Source organism: Paenibacillus sp. FSL H8-0537, assembly GCF_038051995.1.
GTDB lineage: Bacteria > Bacillota > Bacilli > Paenibacillales > Paenibacillaceae > Pristimantibacillus.
Map to the genome: position 1 here is coordinate 6,921,262 of NZ_CP150290.1, position 19,951 is coordinate 6,941,212.

The 19,951-nt window shown below is 39.1% G+C and carries 20 protein-coding genes and 1 pseudogene; 10 read left to right on the plus strand and 11 right to left on the minus strand.

The annotated features are described in order from the left end of the window. Positions 1-96: 96 nt before the first annotated feature. On the minus strand, positions 97-2,196 hold the full coding sequence (locus MHB80_RS29245) for a TerD family protein (RefSeq protein ID WP_341280217.1): 2,100 nt from the start codon (positions 2,194-2,196) through the stop codon (positions 97-99). 669 nt (positions 2,197-2,865) lie between these two features. Here MHB80_RS29245 and MHB80_RS29250 point away from each other — a divergent pair. Genes MHB80_RS29250 through MHB80_RS29260 form a run of 3 tightly spaced genes read left to right on the plus strand, consistent with a single transcriptional unit; the run spans position 2,866 to position 4,637 of the window. Continuing rightward, positions 2,866-3,336 (plus strand): hypothetical protein, encoded by a 471-nt coding sequence (locus MHB80_RS29250; protein WP_341280218.1) that lies wholly within the window; start codon positions 2,866-2,868, stop codon positions 3,334-3,336. An 11-nt stretch (positions 3,337-3,347) separates the two neighbouring features. Beyond that, entirely contained in the window at positions 3,348-4,385 is a 1,038-nt protein-coding gene (locus MHB80_RS29255) for a serine/threonine-protein kinase (protein ID WP_341280219.1), read from the plus strand. 60 nt (positions 4,386-4,445) lie between these two features. Next, positions 4,446-4,637: a hypothetical protein gene (locus tag MHB80_RS29260; protein WP_341280220.1), complete on the plus strand. Its 192-nt coding sequence runs from the start codon at positions 4,446-4,448 to the stop codon at positions 4,635-4,637. A 193-nt stretch (positions 4,638-4,830) separates the two neighbouring features. Here MHB80_RS29260 and MHB80_RS29265 read toward each other — a convergent pair. After that, a pseudogene (locus MHB80_RS29265) lies at positions 4,831-5,097 on the minus strand (hypothetical protein); the annotation flags it as partial. A gap of 277 nt (positions 5,098-5,374) precedes the next feature. On the opposite strand from MHB80_RS29265, the gene MHB80_RS29270 reads away from it, so the two are divergent. After that, positions 5,375-5,656 carry a hypothetical protein gene (locus tag MHB80_RS29270; RefSeq protein ID WP_341280221.1) on the plus strand — a complete coding sequence of 94 codons (282 nt, stop codon included), beginning with the start codon at positions 5,375-5,377 and terminating at the stop codon, positions 5,654-5,656. A 204-nt stretch (positions 5,657-5,860) separates the two neighbouring features. Here the strand turns inward: MHB80_RS29270 and MHB80_RS29275 are convergent, their stop codons facing one another. Further along, entirely contained in the window at positions 5,861-6,787 is a 927-nt protein-coding gene (locus tag MHB80_RS29275; protein ID WP_341280222.1) for a restriction endonuclease, read from the minus strand. A 123-nt stretch (positions 6,788-6,910) separates the two neighbouring features. Here MHB80_RS29275 and MHB80_RS29280 point away from each other — a divergent pair, with 123 nt between their 5' ends. After that, positions 6,911-7,207, plus strand: coding sequence for a hypothetical protein (locus tag MHB80_RS29280; RefSeq protein ID WP_341280223.1), 297 nt, complete (start codon positions 6,911-6,913; stop codon positions 7,205-7,207). Positions 7,208-7,213: 6 nt separating this feature from the next. Here MHB80_RS29280 and MHB80_RS29285 read toward each other — a convergent pair whose 3' ends face one another. Beyond that, positions 7,214-7,555 carry a helix-turn-helix transcriptional regulator gene (locus tag MHB80_RS29285; RefSeq protein WP_341280224.1) on the minus strand — a complete coding sequence of 114 codons (342 nt, stop codon included), beginning with the start codon at positions 7,553-7,555 and terminating at the stop codon, positions 7,214-7,216. A 166-nt stretch (positions 7,556-7,721) separates the two neighbouring features. On the opposite strand from MHB80_RS29285, the gene MHB80_RS29290 reads away from it, so the two are divergent. The 4 genes from MHB80_RS29290 (at position 7,722) to MHB80_RS29305 (ending at position 10,683) form a co-directional block, all read left to right on the plus strand. Then, the gene (locus tag MHB80_RS29290) at positions 7,722-8,885 is read left to right on the plus strand and encodes an ankyrin repeat domain-containing protein (RefSeq protein WP_341280225.1); all 1,164 of its coding nucleotides are present in this window, start codon (positions 7,722-7,724) and stop codon (positions 8,883-8,885) included. Between the two features lie 53 nt (positions 8,886-8,938). Next, the gene (locus MHB80_RS29295) at positions 8,939-9,220 is read left to right on the plus strand and encodes a hypothetical protein (RefSeq protein WP_341280226.1); all 282 of its coding nucleotides are present in this window, start codon (positions 8,939-8,941) and stop codon (positions 9,218-9,220) included. Positions 9,221-9,381: 161 nt separating this feature from the next. Then, on the plus strand, positions 9,382-9,822 hold the full coding sequence (locus MHB80_RS29300; protein WP_341280227.1) for a hypothetical protein: 441 nt from the start codon (positions 9,382-9,384) through the stop codon (positions 9,820-9,822). Positions 9,823-9,834: 12 nt separating this feature from the next. Continuing rightward, on the plus strand, positions 9,835-10,683 hold the full coding sequence (locus MHB80_RS29305) for an alpha/beta hydrolase (protein WP_341280228.1): 849 nt from the start codon (positions 9,835-9,837) through the stop codon (positions 10,681-10,683). Positions 10,684-11,027: 344 nt separating this feature from the next. Here the strand turns inward: MHB80_RS29305 and MHB80_RS29310 are convergent, their stop codons facing one another. The 4 genes from MHB80_RS29310 to MHB80_RS29325 form a co-directional block, all read right to left on the minus strand. Further along, positions 11,028-12,407 carry a hypothetical protein gene (locus MHB80_RS29310; protein WP_341280229.1) on the minus strand — a complete coding sequence of 460 codons (1,380 nt, stop codon included), beginning with the start codon at positions 12,405-12,407 and terminating at the stop codon, positions 11,028-11,030. Between the two features lie 344 nt (positions 12,408-12,751). After that, positions 12,752-13,159, minus strand: coding sequence for a DUF669 domain-containing protein (locus tag MHB80_RS29315; RefSeq protein ID WP_341280230.1), 408 nt, complete (start codon positions 13,157-13,159; stop codon positions 12,752-12,754). Between the two features lie 199 nt (positions 13,160-13,358). Next, entirely contained in the window at positions 13,359-13,616 is a 258-nt protein-coding gene (locus tag MHB80_RS29320) for a hypothetical protein (RefSeq protein WP_341280231.1), read from the minus strand. Positions 13,617-13,867: 251 nt separating this feature from the next. Further along, complete coding sequence (locus tag MHB80_RS29325; RefSeq protein ID WP_341280232.1) at positions 13,868-14,299, minus strand: hypothetical protein; 432 nt, start codon at positions 14,297-14,299, stop codon at positions 13,868-13,870. Positions 14,300-14,722: 423 nt separating this feature from the next. Between MHB80_RS29325 and MHB80_RS29330 the strand changes: the two genes are divergently transcribed. Then, positions 14,723-16,291 carry a recombinase family protein gene (locus tag MHB80_RS29330; RefSeq protein ID WP_341280233.1) on the plus strand — a complete coding sequence of 523 codons (1,569 nt, stop codon included), beginning with the start codon at positions 14,723-14,725 and terminating at the stop codon, positions 16,289-16,291. 83 nt (positions 16,292-16,374) lie between these two features. Here the strand turns inward: MHB80_RS29330 and MHB80_RS29335 are convergent, their stop codons facing one another. The 3 genes from MHB80_RS29335 to MHB80_RS29345 all read right to left on the minus strand — a co-directional run bounded on the left by MHB80_RS29335 (position 16,375) and on the right by MHB80_RS29345 (position 19,723). After that, positions 16,375-17,442 carry a hypothetical protein gene (locus MHB80_RS29335; protein ID WP_341280234.1) on the minus strand — a complete coding sequence of 356 codons (1,068 nt, stop codon included), beginning with the start codon at positions 17,440-17,442 and terminating at the stop codon, positions 16,375-16,377. 432 nt (positions 17,443-17,874) lie between these two features. Continuing rightward, positions 17,875-19,044: an XRE family transcriptional regulator gene (locus MHB80_RS29340; RefSeq protein ID WP_341280235.1), complete on the minus strand. Its 1,170-nt coding sequence runs from the start codon at positions 19,042-19,044 to the stop codon at positions 17,875-17,877. Continuing rightward, positions 19,028-19,723, minus strand: a complete 696-nt coding sequence (locus MHB80_RS29345; protein WP_341280236.1) for a hypothetical protein — start codon at positions 19,721-19,723, stop codon at positions 19,028-19,030. The genes MHB80_RS29340 and MHB80_RS29345 overlap by 17 nt, the downstream gene beginning before the upstream one ends. Positions 19,724-19,951: the final 228 nt, after the last annotated feature.

The following is a 19,951-nucleotide window of genomic DNA, read 5'->3' on the forward strand; positions in this document are numbered from 1 at the left end:
TCCACGTTTTGGCGTAAATCCATCCTGCACATCAAGCATAAGCTTAATAGCCTAAGTATTTTTATATCTCTAAAAGTTTAATTGAGCTCGTTGCGCTCAAACCACATAATCAGCCATAATCAGCTCGATATCGAATGGCGTAGTGCCTTCTTCTACCGAAAATATCACATCAGCCTGTTCCGCTGTATCTACTAGTTCCCCTCTTGCCTTGGCATGGAGGTTAAACAAATCGTAGAGGTTCGGTTTCCGTAAATCCGTCATAGCCTTACCTATTAAGACCATACCTTTTTGGTGTCCCTCTATATTATTGTAGTAATTCGGATGTCTGGTCAGAGACAGATCAGTCCAGATGATCTTGCGCTCCACCAGATCCAGGATAACGGGAACGGCAATTTCCGTATCAGCGGTAACGTCGATTTTATTGCTGACTGTAGAAGGCTCAAAGATCTCACCGGAACCGGGGTTCTTACGCATCATCCAGCCCACAAAGCACTCCGGCAGGTCGCAGTAGGGCTGGTTGGTGAAGGAGTGGAGAGTCGCCACAATATATCGTCCGCCATAATCCACAATGGAGGGAATATGCAAATCAATAAATTCGCATGCGCCCTGAGGAGCAGATACAATATCTCCGCTGTGGACGGCTTTATATTTGGAGGACCGCAGATTGGTGTAAGAGATATGCTCAACATACTGCCAATTGTGATTATACAAGACAGCGGACAGATCAATATCCACTCGGCCTGTAGGCTTATCGTTCACCATTCCCTCTTTCCACCAGCTAAAGAAGCGTATGGTGTCCCCTTCCATTATCGGTACACGACTCCCCCGGACTATCGTTTGCAGAGCTTTGCTTGCCGATCTTTGAGAGAATGGCACAAGATAATTCTGCAATCGTTGATCGACATATGTCTTTCCCAAAGATGGGAGTACGGAGAATCGCTCCATAAGCACCCGTTCACAACCCTGCACAATGTCTTCGCATGCCGCTTTATCAATATCCGGAAGGGTATTGGAAACAGCAAAGGCCTTGGCAACATTTCCTTTTGGGAAAAAGACACGCAGCTCATGCGGTTCATGGCGATGGGTAAAATGATTCTTCACTTGAAGCAGTACAGGCGTCGATACTTGGTTGGCCACTTCGCCAAAGGCGAGCACGACATACTCCGTGTGTTCAGTTGACCGCAATAATTGATCCAATCGTCTGGCAAATTCACCAGGACGCTGCAGCAACAGATCGATCAGCGTCCAGATCTGACAATACTTGAATGCAAGCTCTACACTTCCGTTAAAGGTCGTAAAGGGTTTATTATTGCGTAAAATATCAAACGCTTCCTCGCAGCGTATATACCGGTGCTTATATTCAGAGGGGTGCAGGATTTCTCCTAACCGTATCCAGCGTTCCTTGTATCTCAGCATATCCTCTGTAATAGGGTAACAGCGTTCCAGTAGTCCGAGTAGCAACCGTCTTTCACGCCGCTTGAATTTACGAAACCTTGTCGCTTTAGCCAGACTGACATCGCCATTTGACCAAGCCACAGCCAGACGAAGCACATCCATAGCGGTTGTGAAATAGTGCCCGATTTGTTCTAGATTAGCCTTCTCATGCTTCAGTAATGAAGCAACTACGAATCCGGCATTCTCCTTGAATGGAATCTCGGACGGGAGAATCTCATGTATTGCCTCCAGATCTGTGAACTCCAGAACTGTATCGATGTCCTTTTTGTCTGTATCGGAGATCGATCCTTTGGCCTGTATAAGCTGACGCATCATGGTGTGAAGCTCCGCTTTGCTTCCAAGACCGATTACTTTCAGATTTACCCTATCCAGGAATGGAGGTCTGTCGGCCGTCTCATACCTAGGCAAATCTAAGGTATGGTAGTGATACATAGCATTCAGATACAGCTCCACATCATCCGCCTGCATCACCTGCATCGGGAAATCGGGGTACATCGGACAGTATTTCACATGTGCGCCTACCATTGCCTTTAAAGCTGCAATTATTTCATCATACAAATCTTTGAACTGCTCTTTGGATAAAGTGTACAAAGCGCGGATCAAGGACGGTGAGAACGTAAATCCAAGAACTTCGATGTTTTTTAGGGCTGTTGCCAAATAAGCCTTCGGGAGCCGATCCAGCCTCTCGCCTTCGTCTACAATCAGTTTGTTTGCTCTGCGCAGATAAATGGTATTGTTCATCAAACAAAGTGTCCAGGAAAGCCATATCCCTAATATCATATGGGTAAAAGGAAGGTAGGAAGGAATATGATAGCCTAGACGCCTCCTCTCGTGATTGAAGTACATTAGGAAAGCTGCGACCCTAATTTCGCCAATGATGTAGAAGGAAGGATCGCAATAGCCTAAAGATCAACGTTCAGAAGCCGTAACTCCAAACCTTTGATGTACCCATCATCCCATACCTGACCCCATGCCAACAGGGTGAAAGTATTACGACGTTTGGGGGATTTAACCTCTTACAACTTAAACCTGCCCTATTTATGATACGGTTCACCGTGGTGTAGTAAGGAGCAAACGAACTAAGGTAATTAAAATTGAAATTTGATCATTACTACTACAGGAGTGAGGATAAGGACGATGTGCCTTATCCTCAGAATCTCCATGAAATTCGGCTTTGTATTCCTGTAACTGCCCCATTCTGTTAATCCTAGAAAGCGTTTATATAATTGAGATGCTATAGTGTTTACCCAACACCAACTCATACTCACAAAAGTAAAGCCACCCCAATATAACTAGTTAAAATTGGCGTTTTTTTGTTTTTCTAACCTTACTCATGTATGCTATTATATTTATAGTGGGTTTTTATTGAAATTTTAGCTATTTTTTTATAACAGAAAGCGAGGTAAGCTAATGACTGTTGGCATTGGGATACGTGTTGGTTCTAAAGCGGTTCACTTTTCTGTATTGGCTCTTTTGCCTGACGGAAGTGTACAAACAAAATTGATTGATAAACTTAACATACCTGAAGCACTGGACAATGCTCACAAGTTATCTTACATCAGGAATAATCTCTTATCTATTATTATGCAATTTGATATTTCGAATGCTGGAATCAGGACTACCGAAAACACTGCTCTCAATATAAGCACTTTTAGAGTGTACCTTGAGGGAATTGTCCAGGAATTATTTGTTGATAGTTCAGTAGACAAATACTTTTTAGGGACAAAGAACTCTATAGCTAGACTATTAGAAACGCCAACCTCAGAGATTACCGATTATTTTGAAGGACGAACTGAATTTAAAAATTTCCCTAATATACCAAGAAGCCATTTGGAAAAGCGTGAAAGTCTCCTTACTGCTCTTGCATCATTAGAATTGTAGAGGTGAATAATATGGATATGAGAGTCAGCGAAATAAGTTTCGAGTTATTGAATGAAATTGGGGCTGAGGGGCTAAACTCTAAAACTCATTTAGCCAGAGATATTCAACTCGATGCAACTCTTGTTATAAAAGAAATTGAAAAAGCCAGTATCCCTAGCAATACTGATTACTTTACCGAAGCTAGACATCTGTATGCCTCCAGGCATCCTAATGTAATGGAAATACATTACGCGAGTCAAGATAACGATAATATATATTTGGCTATGCCATATCACAGTAAGGGATCATTAAATGCACTTATTAACAATAAATATTTGACTATACCTGAAATCGTCCATTATGGTTTGGATTTTCTAAGTGCTCTACACTTTATCCATTCAAAGGGACTAATCCATTTCGATGTTAAACCTAGCAATATAATCATCAATGATGCTGGAAAAGCTTTATTGACCGATTTCGGCCTTTCCAGTTTGACAAATAGACTTGGTTTTGCACAAGCTCAAATGGCGTATCCCACACATTTAACACCTGAATGGTTTCAGGCTGGTGATTTTAGTGTTCAATATGATGTGTACCAGGCTGGACTAACATTGTATAGAATGTGTAACGGAAATAATGAATTTGATGATAAGTTGCAACAAGGTGGTGTCACCGAAAATGAGGTTGTAAGAGGGGTATTTCCAAATCGAAATATATTCCTCCCTCATATCCCAGATTCACTCAGGAAAGTAGTTAAGAAGGCACTAAAAGTAAACCTTGACCAACGTTATAAGACAATAATTCATTTGATGAATGATCTTGCAGAAGTGAAAGAAAATCTCAACTGGACATTTAGTATTGATAATACGAATAATGTCCATACTTGGATTGAGGATACTGAAAACAATACAAAAACACTAAGGTTATTCCAAGACAACGGATTATGGAAAACCGAAGGGCATAAAATAACTAAAGTTTCAGGTAACACCACACGCATTCGTAACTGGTTTACTACAAACAATTCTTTAGATCAAGCATATAGTGTTATTGAGCAGTTAATCGACACATAGTGGAGAACGCTTGTTCCTCTTTACAATTTGTCGTATAATTAAGTAAAGGGAGGTGTGCATATGAGGAAGTTTGAAAAAATCAAAAATCAAAATTTGTCTCAAGCACATAAAGCCAATCCCTTTTTAAATGATGGTATACAATCCAGATACTCAAAGGCAAAAGTTGTAGACATGAGGGATAATCATACATTAGGAAAAACTAAAAGCGGTTATGCCACTATTAGACCAAAAGACCCCCATAAAACTTATTAGAAATTGGCCTTTGAAGAACAGAGCCGCAGTGGCTCTGTTCTTCTTTTAACTCCTCACAATGCCATCGCAAAAACTTACATTTTCTTCCCAAAGAGTCAGAGTCATCTTAACCATCTTAGTGAACATCCAAAACATCTATTCATCATGAAACCCAATTTTGTAACCCGTTATAGATTTCCTCAAACATAAAATCCATAACCGTCTCTTTCTTATCGATGATTTCACCTGTGCTGTCCCGTATATCATCTTGTTTAAAGAAAACGAAGCGGAACAGAATTTCAACCAAACTGTCTTTGAGCCAAATCTCACGCCATAGATATGAAGTTCTGTAATCAGAGGCGACTACTGGATTTCCTTTTCCACCATTGTTACCTTTATTAAATGGAAGGAAAAATGTTTTCTCCTTCTCCAGATGTGTCGTCATATAAATCTCATCAGGATCTACAGCAAAAAAGACAACAGCATGTATAACTGGATTGTTAAAGTGCCCCCTATGTGGTTCATCAATGGTTTCTCATAGAACTAAGAAGTATAAAAAACCAGGAGAATATCATCGCTACTACATGTGCTGAAACCACGCTAATAAGGGTAAGGCTTCCTGCCCTACGAACTTAGTTAACGCCGATTATGCGGAGCAATACGTATTAAATGAGATAACCCAACTTATCAATACTCCAGAGCTAGTAAATTCTATTGTAAACAAGCTCAAAATAAATAGTTCAATCGATACAAGACCAATGATTAAAGAACTGGATGAGATCACAAGAGAGCTTAACAATGTTCAAGCCAAAAAAGAAGAAAGTCTACAACTCGAATTAAGTAATAAAATATCGCTTAACCTATTAATGCAAAGAATGGAGTTTTTGGACACTAGGGAAAAGGAACTTAACGTAAAAGCAACAAAAATCAAAAACGAAATAGAACATATCAAATCTCAGAGTTTGATTGAACCCGACTATATCCATGCAATACTCCAAAACTTTCTGCATGTATTTGAAGATGTGAATTTAGAGTTTTAAAAAAAAGACTCCTTCACTCATTAATTGATAGTATTACCGTTAAAGATGGTAATACCACTAAACAGAAAACGTTACAAAGAATAACGTTAGTATTTGAGCCTTAAGATATTGAGGCTCTTTCTAACAAAAATTCGTTTGCGGCTATTTATGATAAGGTTCACCGCGTTTGGTGCTTCGGCAACGAAAATGTTTCTGAGATTGGCTCTATAATCCTTGTTTATCCTCTTTTTCCTTATAGAAGATTGCTTTATCTATAGAGACAGGCCAATTTGTTCCGTAGTAAGAGTTAAGTAGTTTAGAGAGATCCGTATTATTAATAAGTTCAATTCCGTTCCGTCCGGCTTCTTCTTTGGACTTCCGAGTAAAATCGGAGGCACATACTACAATGCCTTTTGTCGCCCGATCTGCTGTTACCACACCTATTAACGCCCAAATCACTTCTGGACCAACTTTTGAGGTTGAGTTCTTGCACTCTATGTAAATCTTTTCTTTCCTGCCCAACTCTTGCGATATTGCAATTACATCCTTGCCTCCATCGTTAGAATAAGGAGTTACTGTTGTCTCGTATCCCATTTTTTCAAATAATACTCCAACTAGGTACTCAAACTGTCTAGGATGTAAGCGCAAGAAATACTCTTTTGGATGCTCTTTATCAATATATCTAGCTTTTATAACCGAAACGGCATCGCTCAGCCCATTGATTTCAAGATCATGCAATATCATTATGTGCGCTGAAATATATGAGCTAATTGCATCTATTGCCCTCAAGGGGTAGTATGGCAGTAAATCTAATATCCACGTGATACCTTCCCATGCATAATTATCACTCGAAGTTAGTCGCCTTAAGTACTCTGTACCAACTAAGTCTCCATAAAATTCTCCATTAGTTGCTTGGTATCCATTTAACTTATTAGCATCACGTTCAGACTCTCCAGTTCTTACTAGAAATCTTCGTAGCACTGTTTTTATTTGTTCTTCGGTTAAGGAATGAATCACACTTATGAATTGATCCATTACTTGATCGGACGGAAATGACTTACCATTTATAAGCTGATCGAATTCGTTTGAAAGAATAATTCTTAACCATTCATCAAACTGTAGTGTTGATGCATCAACAAAATACCTTCTCATATTGACTCCTTTTTTACTTAAGTTTAGTAATTAGACTGCTTACCTGTTGAAATCTGAATTTGTCACGAAAAAAATAAACCCGAGAGACAAGAAAACTGATTTGTCCTCGGGAGGTGATAGAAGATGAGTGAAGTATTAAAAATGTACGAACAATTCGTAACAGAAGAAAATCAGTTATGCAGGCGCATTGAAACACTGAATATTATTCAATCTTACATTCTGCATACCGTTCACAAACACGGCCCCGAACTGGATATGTTAACTGTTGAGGAAGTAATGCTGTCTATACACCATATACAACAAGACCTACAAACCGAGCTTATTCATGTAAGATTAGAAAAAAGCCTTTTAGCCCATAATCATAATTATTCTTCAAATTTGGGAGTTTCATCACCCGAACCTCCAAAAGAACCAGTGTGAAACCAGCTATTCATACTTTGCTGATTCCCATTCAAATATATTTTGGAGGATTTTAAGTACCATAGCATGATCTTGGGATGAGCGGGAGGATAAAAGCTGCTGAATCTGACTGAGTTTGTCCTCCCGCTTCGCTGGATCTATAAAACGAAATAGGTCTTCCATAGAAACCCCGAGACCAGAGGCAATTTTCTCAAGGCTCTCGACAGTAACATTCTTCTCACCACGTTCGACTTGCCCAATATAGTTTGTATGTAAGCCAGCTAATTCACCGAGCTGTTCCTGGCTTAATTGCTGATCTTTTCTCAATAGCCGTATGCGATCTCCCAGCCTATTAATAAGGTCTGCCATATAACCACCTCAATACAAGCTTAAATGAGGTTATAGAATTACTTAACAAACTATAAGTGTTACTTGACTGACGAATAACATTAATAGATAATATATGTAAATCCAATCAAATTTATAGTGGTTATAGTTACTTCATTATCTGAACCACCCATTCAAGGAGGATTATATGAATCCAACAGTAGTGCTTTTATTTCATTTTGGCATTAACAACAAGCACAAAAAATCCTTAAAATTGAACCATTCAAAATGCATCCTTACAGTTGTGAGTTTAATTTTAATTACCCTGCTTACTTCATCCTGCACATCATACAAACCTGATTCTCCTGTCACCCAAGCCACGAATACATATAACGCTTCAATCGTAGCCAAAGACTATTTCCCAACAGATACCACTATGGTTCGCACATATAACTCCTACTCTAATGATGGAAAAACGCTGCTTATTGACTATGCAACTACAAAATTCGTTAGCGCAAATGGTGATAACTCAACTTTTTTAATCGACATTGTTGGAACGGATTCTCTGCATGAGCCCACACGAAATATGCAAACCTATTATGATATTTCATCAACGGCGGTGATTGAGAGCCAATCAAGTAATAATTTGCTTGGCACGACTCGAAACGATCCCCGTACGATACTGACTAATAAGCAGAATTGGGTTGATAATGAAGGAACGGTGTACACTCTGACAGGAACAAATTCTGAAATTGTTACCCCATCAGGTACCTATTACAACTGTATTGAAATTACTCAAGAAACCTATCTTAAGGAAAAGGTCGTAGGATATTGGAAGGCTTATTATGCCCCTCAAATCGGCTTAGTACAGCTTCAATTAAAAATGCCAAAAATGTCCAATTACTTTGTATATAAGGAACTCGTTCAAGTTCAATTAATAGACAACTTCGATATAGCAAGCTCCACTAATCAAACAGAATTGAACCAAAAGCTTCTTGATGCAGCTTCCAATGCGGATGAAGAACAAGTAAAGGAGCTACTTAATCAAGGCGCTAACCCCAACGCTAGTGATACTGGTGGTCTCACTCCCTTATCCGTATCCTATTTTAGTACAGACAGAAATGATTACATGTTTAATAATATTGTGCAATTACTTATAGAAGCCGGAGCCGACCCCAATATTCCAACTAATCCACAAAGGGATAGCGCTTTAGGCAATGCTATAGTAAGAGGAAACACTGATTTGGTAAAAGTGCTGCTGGCTGCTGGTGCTGATCCCTCATTAGAGGAAGACAACGGCCTCACAGCAATGGAGATGGCTCAAGGATTCCCAGAGATTCAAGCGCTGCTCCAGCCTAACTATGCACCTTAGCAAACTTTACGGTAATCATGCTAATTCATGAATCTTGAGAGGAGCTTCAATAAATGGGGAACATCTTCATATTCGAGCCCAAGAATCAGCCGCAGCGCAAAACTACAGCTACAGAACCTATTCATTTTGAACAAGAGGTAGCGCAGGATATTGCTCGTCTTCAAAACAGCCTATTCAGTGGTAATGTAGAAGTATCATGGGAAGAAGCATTAAATACCGCTAAAAACTTCTATCGCCGTTACCCTGCCCTCATTGGAATATGTAAGAAGCAGCAACTGCTTACTAAGAGGCGAAGACGATGTGCATTGGAAGAACATTTTTCAGGCCAAGTATAATTTGGACAGTAGAGAGGGCTTAAATCCACATACCGGTTCAGATTATGAATTTCATAAGGACATTATGGATGATGACTGGGGGGAAGTATTTTGGACAAAAGCAAGAAGACGACCCTACCGAATAAGCTTGATCTAAACTGTTTCTATAGGAGGCATAATTTATGATCAAAAGGTACACTCACCAAGCTGCCGAACCGATTGTTTCCGCCCTACTTCTTGAACAGGGCTTTGTAGTCGCGCGCGCCTCCTCACTCGAATCGGGCTACCACTTGACAGCAAATAAAAATAATGTAAATGCTCGGTTGCTCATTAAACATCTGCAATTTGATGAATGTTATAAAAATTCTCTTTTGCCTTATCAGGTATATAAAATAAAAGCCTTTCCAAACGGAAAGCATGATTCCATTACACTACAGCATGTTGATTTTATTATCGGCTACAATCTATTGGATAACTCATTTGCTTGCGTTCCTGTTGACGTTTACCATAATCAGGGCATTGCCTGCTTTCATTCCAAAGAAGGCTTGCGTCATGAATACTTCAATTCGTGGGATGAATTACATACCTTTACAAGCAGTGATATCTTACCAATAGTAAAGTGAGGGTATATTTGAATGAGAAGAAAATTTATTCTACTGTGTGCTACGCTGGTTTTTCTGACTACTATGACGGGGAATGTTTTTGCTAAACCTGACAAAGAAGGCTTGCCAGACACGCTCACAGGCTACAAAGTTGATGTAGGTGGATTTAAGCTATACGGTGAAGTAAATGGAACTAAGGGAAAATACCCTACAGTAGTATTTGATGCTGGATACGGAGATTCTTACACAATATGGGACAAGGTAGAACCCACGGTAAGAAAACAGACTCAAACCGTCCTTTACGATAGAGCTGGAATAGGTTGGAGTCAACAAAGCATGGGCTCGACTCATACGGCTCTGGATCAATCTATTCAGCTTCATAAGCTACTTAAGGGTCTGAATGTGCCTCCACCTTATCTATTCGTTACTCATGGCATATCTGGATTGAATGTGCGTATGTATGCTGCATTGTACCAAGATGAGGTGTCAGGAGTAGTCTTTTTAGACCCTTCTTATGAATTTCAAGAGCAAACATTATTTCCTGATGAAATGGATGAACTTGTACGAAGATATAAGACTGAGATGGTTGAGGAGGGTGACTGGATAGACCTTAATATCACATATGGTCAAGTAGCTCGCACATCCAGACCCCTTGATCCTCTACGAGACCTTCCTATCTATGTGGTTACTGCGGGTAAAAAAGCATTTGATACGGAAACTATGAAAATATGGAACAACATGCAAAAAGACATTGCTAGTCTATCAGATATCGCTGTTCGTGTAGTTGACAAAAAGTCTGGCCATTACGTTATGACTGATAACCCCGATACCGTTATTAAAGCAGTAGATAATGTGCTAACTCAAATTCAAGCACTACCGTAGTATTCAATTACAAATTAACTAATTTTCTAGACATCTTATACCCCAGTTTGCTCACGCAACTGGGACAGCAGTTTCAATCTGATTTTGAACACGGAAGCGATTTTTGGCCTAAGAGATGATAGGCGGGATTCTTCGCAAAGTCCCGCCCTGTTGGTTCAAAAATTCGATCTGTCCTGTTCCGTCTCCGATTCTGCTGCATCCATATATTCCAACAATATATCCGCTAACAGATCAATAAAGGCTTTATAGGCATGCTCATTATTTTGTGGCAACCTTACTCCCCCTAACTAGTTCTATATAAATAAAGCAGGCTCGGTTAAAGTTAACGCCTGAAACTGCTATATTTATGTGAGCGAGGAAGTTAGGCGTAGTTCACAAAATTTCTCAACAGCTATAACCCACTCCTTTAAATCATCTTGCAGACGTTTACTACCTTCAATTTGTTTAAAAATCTCTTGTAGCTGAACATATTTTGAATTATATTTTGCTTGCCCTGTATCCGCAAATAACCGTTCACGAATCTCTACCTGTGTCCATATATAATAAGGTGAATAATCCTCCCACTCCCTACGCAAGACTGCCTTTTTGTAACCTTTTCTAGATTCGGAATTTTTGAAACCCTCTGTTTTCTCTTGCATCTGTAGAATGGACTGCACAATCTCATGCTGAATTTCTTCCCACTCCGACCGCAATGGCTTATTGATGAGTTTAATTAGAGACTGCTCCATTTGATTAAGCCATGAATCCTCCTCGTTTGTTTGCTGCTCGGTATTTACAGCTATAGACGTTTCGGCTAGTATACCTTGTTCCTCTTCCTTCAGACCCTCATTGTCTGTTAATACTTGTCGTTGTCCCAACCCTAAACCCTTATGAAGAGTGCCCTTGATTGGATCGTATACGCGTTGAATATAATACACATCGCCCTTTAACCACCATGTCATCATTCCCAGAATTGAAAGCTGATTAAGATAACCCTCCATCCTTTGAATCGCTCTTGGCTTGTTCTGATCGTCCTTGTTGTTTATTAAACGAAGTAGATTATCCTGTTTACGATAGAAAAATGAATTTTTCATTACCATACTCATATACATTAAGTTTTTCATACCATTGTCCAACTGCCGATACGGTATGTCTCTAATTATGATAAAGTTTCCACAGTGTACATTATGCATAAATGCTTGACCCCATGGCGTATTAAAATCCAAAGCATAGTCATACACACGTTTGCCTGATGAATAACTAGTTCCCAATCTAAATAACGATCCTGTGACTGAGCATAAATTAGATCCGTTAGCTGTCCTCACATGGTATTCTGCTTCTATTTTCAAGTCGCTCAGTTTTTTTAACGATTTAGTTATGGCTTGGGTAGGTAAATCATGCCGACTTACCTTGAGCAATGAGCGGATATTTTTTGGCGCTATAACAAGCAGCAGCTCATCCTCATCTTGTATTGACGCATCCGAGCTTGTAGAATCATAACCCTGCTCAAAGACGTATTGTGTTATGACCGCCCGAAGAATATCCATATCAGCCTGTGTAATATCTTCTACCATTTCATTAAACACCGGTCGCTGTATAGTAACTGTTGAACTATTTAATGAATGATAAGTTCTTATCGGGTTCAGATTACCCTGTGATGGCCGTCCACGTATGCCACATAAGCACAAAGTATCCAGGGCTCGTTCACTGTATAAAAGCAGACTGTCCTCTTTATGCTTTCCCATCCAATCACCTCCGATAAAAAAATCGCTCATTTCCTTCCCCGCTTAACATGCTCCTTCTCCATTCAATGGGATTAAGCGGAGCATGGGGGACATTAAGCGGTTTGTGGAGAGAGTTGAGCGGGATAATGTAGGCGTTAAGCGGAACCCATCCCATTTTCTTCTACTGGGAAGCTTGTTAACTATGACTAAAAGAACTTTAAAAGAACCCTTATAAGAACATATAAAAGAAATTACAAGGCCCTTTATACTGCCGCTGCGCGGCAGGGGCTTGCAGCCCCTTTTTCACCAATCCTTCCCATAGTTCTTTACATGAACTATATTCACTTAGACAGCAGCTTGCTCTACTATTTATATTCTTCATCCAGTTCAAATGGCTCACCTTTCTTGTATGAGGATATACTCGCCACTGTTTGACCGTATACATCTTCTCGGTGCTTTACATAAATTCGAACTGGCTGGGCAACTATTAGTTTAGCAAGCTCTTGCAAATTCTCCCATGGATGCTCAATTACTTTTGGTATGGCATTGCGAATCATTCTAAATTTATAAATAGCTGCTTTCGTTTTCACCAATTGATCTGTAAGTTCCATGTCTTGACATTCTTGCTCGATATCATTTCTAATCATTAATGTGACACCTATACCTTCATTACCACTATTATAATTCCTAAAACATGCTTCTAAAATTATCGCCTCATATTCTCCTTCTGGAGGCAAAATTTCCTCTTCAAACATTAGCTTCTTTAAATCCAAAACAAACACTCCTTCTATTTAGATATTATTTTTTCACTAAGCAATTTTCTCGCTCACTATAAATAAAGTACGAAGTTCAAAGTTTACTCCTTGTTTCAATACTCTGAATATCAAATTCGGCCATATTCGGCCATTTTTATATAAAGTGTGTGGAGAAAAATTTTTTCTCATAGTAAAATCGCGAGATTCCTTCCATTTACTACATCTCACTCTGCTCTTCTAATTTTTTTTCAAGCATTTCTAACTGTTCCTTCATCTCACCTACTTCAATCGTCTTTAAAATTATATTTGCCAAATAACCAATTGCATTAGCGCTCTTACTGTCAATCTCTCCGTGTCGCAATTCGTTTATCACCTTGTTCATCAATCGCTTAACATCTCCAGCATCCTGTACATGTATATTACGCTTTCTCGACTTTAAATCATTATTATTATGGATTTGAACTAGGTTATTCATATCCCTTTCCTCCTAGCGTTTGAATAGCGTGACTGTGTAAAATGAAGCTTCTTCGTATCTTTTTTTAAATGGGGGGCATTTTGCTAATCCAAAAATCTGCAATGCTCTCTCTATCCAGTTCGCCACAGGGTGAGGTGGGTGTCTTTGGTTCCTTTTGACCTCCCTTGTACCTAAAAAGACAGATTTCTTTTAGCGAGAAACCTATTAAAATGCGCAAACAACGAAATTTTTCTATTTCACTTCTACATTACTTATTGCGTACCCCGTATACTCTCCTCAGAGTACTGTCTCCATTTATGCTCCAACTGGTACATATTCATCGCTAGTTCGGAATGACTTTTCAAGATAACCGCTTTATATATGTCAATCTCCTCAAGTGGCGGTACACCTACTTCATCCAGTAAATAATGCAAATAGTTCAGAATAATTTCTGGATAAAAGGAGCCCGCATACTCTACTTCTGCAATTAACTCCATCGGACATTCCAGATTAATTTCCTGATACTCCAACCACACCATAAGCCTAGCATTACCTGCTTTATGTTTATAAGAAAAGGCTTCTAAAACCTCATTTGAGTCGTATCCCAACCTCTGGATACGAATAGACATCGCATCTCTATGTTGATTTTCTATACGCTGAATCTGCTTTTTCGCCTGCTCAAGTCTGGCCTTAACTTTTGACATAAGTATTCTTCCTAACCTTTAACCGAAATCGTTGCTGGACATATACCGCAGTACAAAAATATAGAAAATCAATTTGCCTACTCCATACAAAACAATCTCGATATAGCGATCTAAAAAATCGCTGTTTTGTCTTTTTAAATGCCACGCTTAACTCCCCCATTCCTTTAATTACAAGTAAAAATCCATGGGAAGCAGAAAAATGTTCAATTGTCGATGGATCAACTGCGCGTTGGCTAAAGCGTAATCATCTCCATTTCTTTAGCAGGCAATTAGGAGTTAACTTTGTAGTTCTCGCTTCTTTTATGTATAAGGAACGTCCTCGTCTCAGGCTTGAGAGTCTTCCGTTGCCGGAAAAAAATCGGTTTTGTTTCAACCATCGGCAACGGAACAGGTCGTTCCCGTACTTTAAGGAGGCATACAAATATGAACGTAAAAACAATTGCTATCTATGTGAGGGTATCTACTGAGGAGCAGGTGGATGAGGGCTTTTCGATACAGGCTCAATTGGAGACGCTGCGTGCTTATGCAAGGCTACATCAATACATCATTTTTGATGAATACGTAGATGAGGGAATATCAGGTAAACTTATTGAAAATCGTCCTGAGCTTAACCGATTGCTGGCAGATGCCAAAAAGGGACAGTTTGATGAAGCTATGGTTTGGAAGGTCAATCGCATATCTCGTTCTATGGCCGATTTGCTTTATATTTCCGGCAAGCTGGAAGAGCATGGTGTGGCTTTTAAAAGCTTTTCCGAGCCGTTTGATACAGGCAATGCTGCTGGGAAGTTTCTAATGCAGATGATGGGGGCCGTTGCGGAGCTAGAGCGAAATACCATTGTAGATAATGTAAAGCTAGGCATGAGGCAGAGGGCGAAGCAGGGTAAATGGAATGGCGGGCAAACAATTGGTTATGCCAGTATTGAGATTGAAGGCAGTACAAACCGTAAACGCAAAGAAACACGATTAGAGATTGTTGAGTCAGAGGCTGCTGTTGTTCGCCTTATTTTTCATAAATATGCGGAAGGAAAAGGTTTTAAATCTATTACCAATGATCTTAATTATATGGGGTATAAGACCAAAATGGGCAGTCCGTTCAGCATAACAACGGTTAAGGGCATTTTGTCGAATCCCTTGTACATTGGCAAAGTTCGCTTTAATAAGCAACAAGACTGGAATACAAAAAGACGTAAGGGCACAAATCCTGATCCTATTATTGTTGATGGACAGCATGCAGCAATTATTTCTCAAGAGCTTTGGGACAAGGTACAGGCTCGCTATGCAAATGCAAACAAGCATCCAGCAAGGGTATACTACGGGAGCTTACCTTTTACAGGCGTTATGCGTTGCCCCCAATGTGGTCACGGAATGGTAGCTCAAAGAGCGACTCGTAAGAGTAAGAAAACTGGCGAGGTCAAGTATACGCCATACTACCAGTGCGGGCAATTTACTAATAAAGGTTCGTCTGTATGTAGAGCAAATAGTGTACGTGCCGACTATACGGAGCGGGAAATTATGAACCGTGTTCAGCGGCTACTAGAAAATCCTAAGCTGATTAATGATTTGACGGCATCCATGAATGGTAAGCGGGCAATTAACAAAAAGCCGCTTGAGCAAGAGCTACAGCGACTGGAGAGGGAACTGACTGATACTAACCGTATAAAAGACAAGTATTACAAGTTGTACGAAGAAGATGTATTGGAGCCAATCGACCTAAAAGTAAAGATCAATGGGTTATCCGAAACAAGGCTGCGACTGGAGCAGCGACATGCAGTTATACAGAAGCAGCTTATTATGGAAAATACATCTCCCGTATCTGCTGAAATGGTTAGAGGACTACTAGCATCCTTCAACACTATTTTCGGAAAAATCAGCCATGAAAATCGCAAGCAACTTGTGCATACGTTGATTAAGGAAATATCAGTTACTCAAGACAGGAAAATTAACCGGATTATATTACGAGTTGGGATGTCAAATACTCTAGCATCTCTTTAACAGCTAAAAACCTCCCTCAACGAAAGAATATCCTTGATGGATAACCTTTCGTTGAGAGTATCAAATAATATATACAATAATTTTTAGTTCCCCTGATCAACATCCTCGTCGTTCTCATCATCATCATTAATTTTCATTTTCTCTTGAATTGCCTCTAGAAGCCCTATTGCATAATCATTCAATTTAATCAAATCCACTTTGCTACACGCCTTACCAGTATCATGCGAGAATTCATTTGCAAGATTGATCATCTCTTGTTTTAAATACTGAACCATTAAATCATCATCTTTAAGATTTTTCTTCAGCTTACCTAATAGATTATTACCATAGTGGTCTTCTGGAAGAGAGTAACCGTGATAGATACTATAGTATTTAACTAATGACTCTAAAATCGTTCTAATAATGTTACCTGATGCTCGTATCTCATCAAAATCATACTGGTCAACTACATTTGTTTTTGACTTCACTTTCTCAAGACGATTATTCACATAATCAAGTGTTGCGTACATCAGGATATTCTGTGAAAACCCTGCATCTCTTGCTTTCTCTTTAGGTTGAAGTAAGAAACTAAAAAAAGGAAGATTATGCAGTATGCATTCATTAATTTTGTTATCTTTTATGTATCGGATAGTCGTAAATAGTTTTTCCAGATTTTCATCAATTCGGACTTTGGTTGAATCTAACTTATCTATCCCCAAATACTTCTTTACTTCTTTTATCTCCGCAATTATTGGCATAACTATCGCGTACATGTGACCATTCAAATCAAAAAATTGGATTCTTTGAATATTACACAGCGAAAAAATATAATGGGCATTGTATAACTCCATAGTCATACTTTCAAATCCTCTTGGTGGAGGAACTTTCTCAAAATCCTTCCAAATAAAATGAATGTAATCACCATTATGCTCAATATTAAAAATATTATCGTAATTATATAGTGAGAAGTGGTCTACAATAAATAATCCTTCTGTATTTTCATGCAAATCTTTAAGAAATGAGTAGCAACTTTCATTACCAAAAAGCTGGTCTGGAGAACCGTGCTTCTTCCAGGTGTCCAAGAATGCTTTCTCACTCATCTTGTAACCTTTACTAGATTTATAGAACTCATCATTTGGTTGTCCAAATAGTAAATCAATTAGATTTTCCATAAAACACCCCTGTAGTTTAAACTTATAAAGAGTCATTTTGAGTATAATGCTACATATGATCATCGGTTAGTGAAATAAAGGAGCGACTAGTAAAGGCGAACCAATGGGATTATGTAGTTTCCGTCACTTGTGATACTGTTACGCCGCCCTATCTGTAACAACAAGTTAAAATTACATATAATTATGCTAAAAAAGGGCCTTAGCTATTTTCTAGCTAAAGCCCTTCGAACATAGGATAATAACTCTTGCACTACAGTGCAAATTCCCTTCCCATCGTCCGAATCAAGACATTCACTAACCCATTCTTCAACCATTATATAGAGAATTCTGTGTATCACCATTTCTTAGTTGGTAATCCTACCTATCTATTCAAAAAACCCTCTACTCTATAGCCTCTTGGTTTTCCAATCATAATAATTCCTTTGTCTGGTTTCACTTTTGGGGACGTAAGAAAACTACATTTGTCGTGTCTGTCTTTTCAGTAAAAAATCCCGGTTCAAGACCAGCTAACGTTTCCAATCTATCTGAAGGAAATGGTAACTCCCTCAGTATATCATCCCTCGTTTTAACACCGTGCTCTACAAGCAACTCAAAAGCTTGTCGGAATGAATTTGGAGACTCCTGCTCGATTTCTAAATCTAGAGGTTCATTCTTGCCATATTTTCTAACTTGGCGTATTAACATCTCGTATCGGCCGTCAGTAAGAATCCCCAGATCATGGCACCTGTAAATAATCGCAGCAATCGATACCCCCCAACGACGCTTCATCTCTATGAGGTGAGAGAAGGAAGTTGAGTACATTTCATCTAAAAAAGTTTCTCTTGGCATCAATAAGGAACTTGCAAAACGGTGTGCTTGTTTTTCAAGCAAGTTATGGAACTCTTTACTTTTCTCATTTTCAATCTCTAAATCCCTTTCGTTATGAAGAAATGAGTGTCCTGCTTCATGTGCCACATTAAAGCGTAATCTAGATGCAGAAATTTCATTAGAACCAGCAAAGAGATACGGACGTCCATTTCGCCATTGTGAGCATGCATCAATCTTTTCAATATGATTTGATAACTTACTTACTAGAAAACCGTTTTGTTCTAATAGCCTTGTAATATTGCTAATTGGCCCTAGTCCCAAGCCCCAGTGTCTTCTAATCCTAAGAGTGATATCCTCTATTTCTTCAATATCACTGTATACACTGAATTCTAACTCATTTGGAACATTCACTTTAGCAAAATCCATAAATCCGTCGAGATAGTTGTAAATGTCCTGCATTTCACTTATTACGAATCTTGGAATTTCTTTCATTCGCTTAGAGGCACTACTCTGAGCACGAAAAAGAAAAGGTCCTTCTACGGTGTTTTCCATCGGCATAAAGAAATATGCGACTGGATATCTGGTTAGTTCTTCGATTCGTTGCAGTGTGTCATACCCCGGATTTGTCCTTCCAATTTCGAATTGGGACAGCGCTTGTCTACTCACGCCAATACGATCAGCAAATTCAATAACTGAATAACCGAGGGCCAATCTAACCCTACGCAACCTATCCGGGATAAAGTTCTTCTGTTTTTTACCATTCACCGTAGGACCGGAATTAACCTTGTGGTCCATTTCCTTGCACATCCTCGCGTTTTATTAACTTCTCTTTGAAAGATACGAGAGTTTTCTCTGTAATCTCCTCTCGCTCTACTTTATCATGTTGAATCAAAATTGGCACTTGCATTAAATCAAACTGATACAGCCAATTTTTCATCATAGGATGGGGAACACCCATACGCATAAACTCAGGGCGTGTTTTTCCACCATGCACCAGTAAAAAGTAGTTCTGGGTCACCATTTTTTGTGATGGTGTGGTCTCGTGAACAAATGAATTCTCTGAAATAGAGAAACTTATTTGATGATTAAGAGCCGCATTCTTAGATCGAAAAATTGCTGTTCTAGGCAATGAACTCGCTCTGGAAGTCCGACTTACTGTAAACATTGATGAATTAAATTTAAACTGATAATGAGGAAATGTTCTTACGGAGTTGTCAGCTTGAACAATATCCACAGCGAGTTTAAATTTATGTATGCGTTGCTCTATAGAGAATTCAACAGCTGCATTTTGAAGCTGTGAGCGTATTCTTTTTCCAACATAAGACCCAATAAACTCTATATCTCTCATTGCCAAGTTCGAAAGTTCATAACCATCAAGAACCCCAGCATGAACATGGCTAAGTAAAGTTGGACTTAGCTCTTTCTTAAACACATGCTTAGCTGGAATATCATTAACTAAAAGAATATTTCTCAATTGGCACCCCTTCTTTCTATACATTATCAATGTAAAGTAAACATACCACATCAATAATTATATGTAAAGTAAATTGGGATCTGTTGGGATGTTCAATGGACTTATATACATATCGCATTGGCAGATCCTCAACAATTGACCATATAGCTTAAGCTTATGTTTAACAAATCCACTCTAAACAAAGCCTGCCACTGGGCAGGCTTTGTTGTCATATCTGATGAAAGCTTA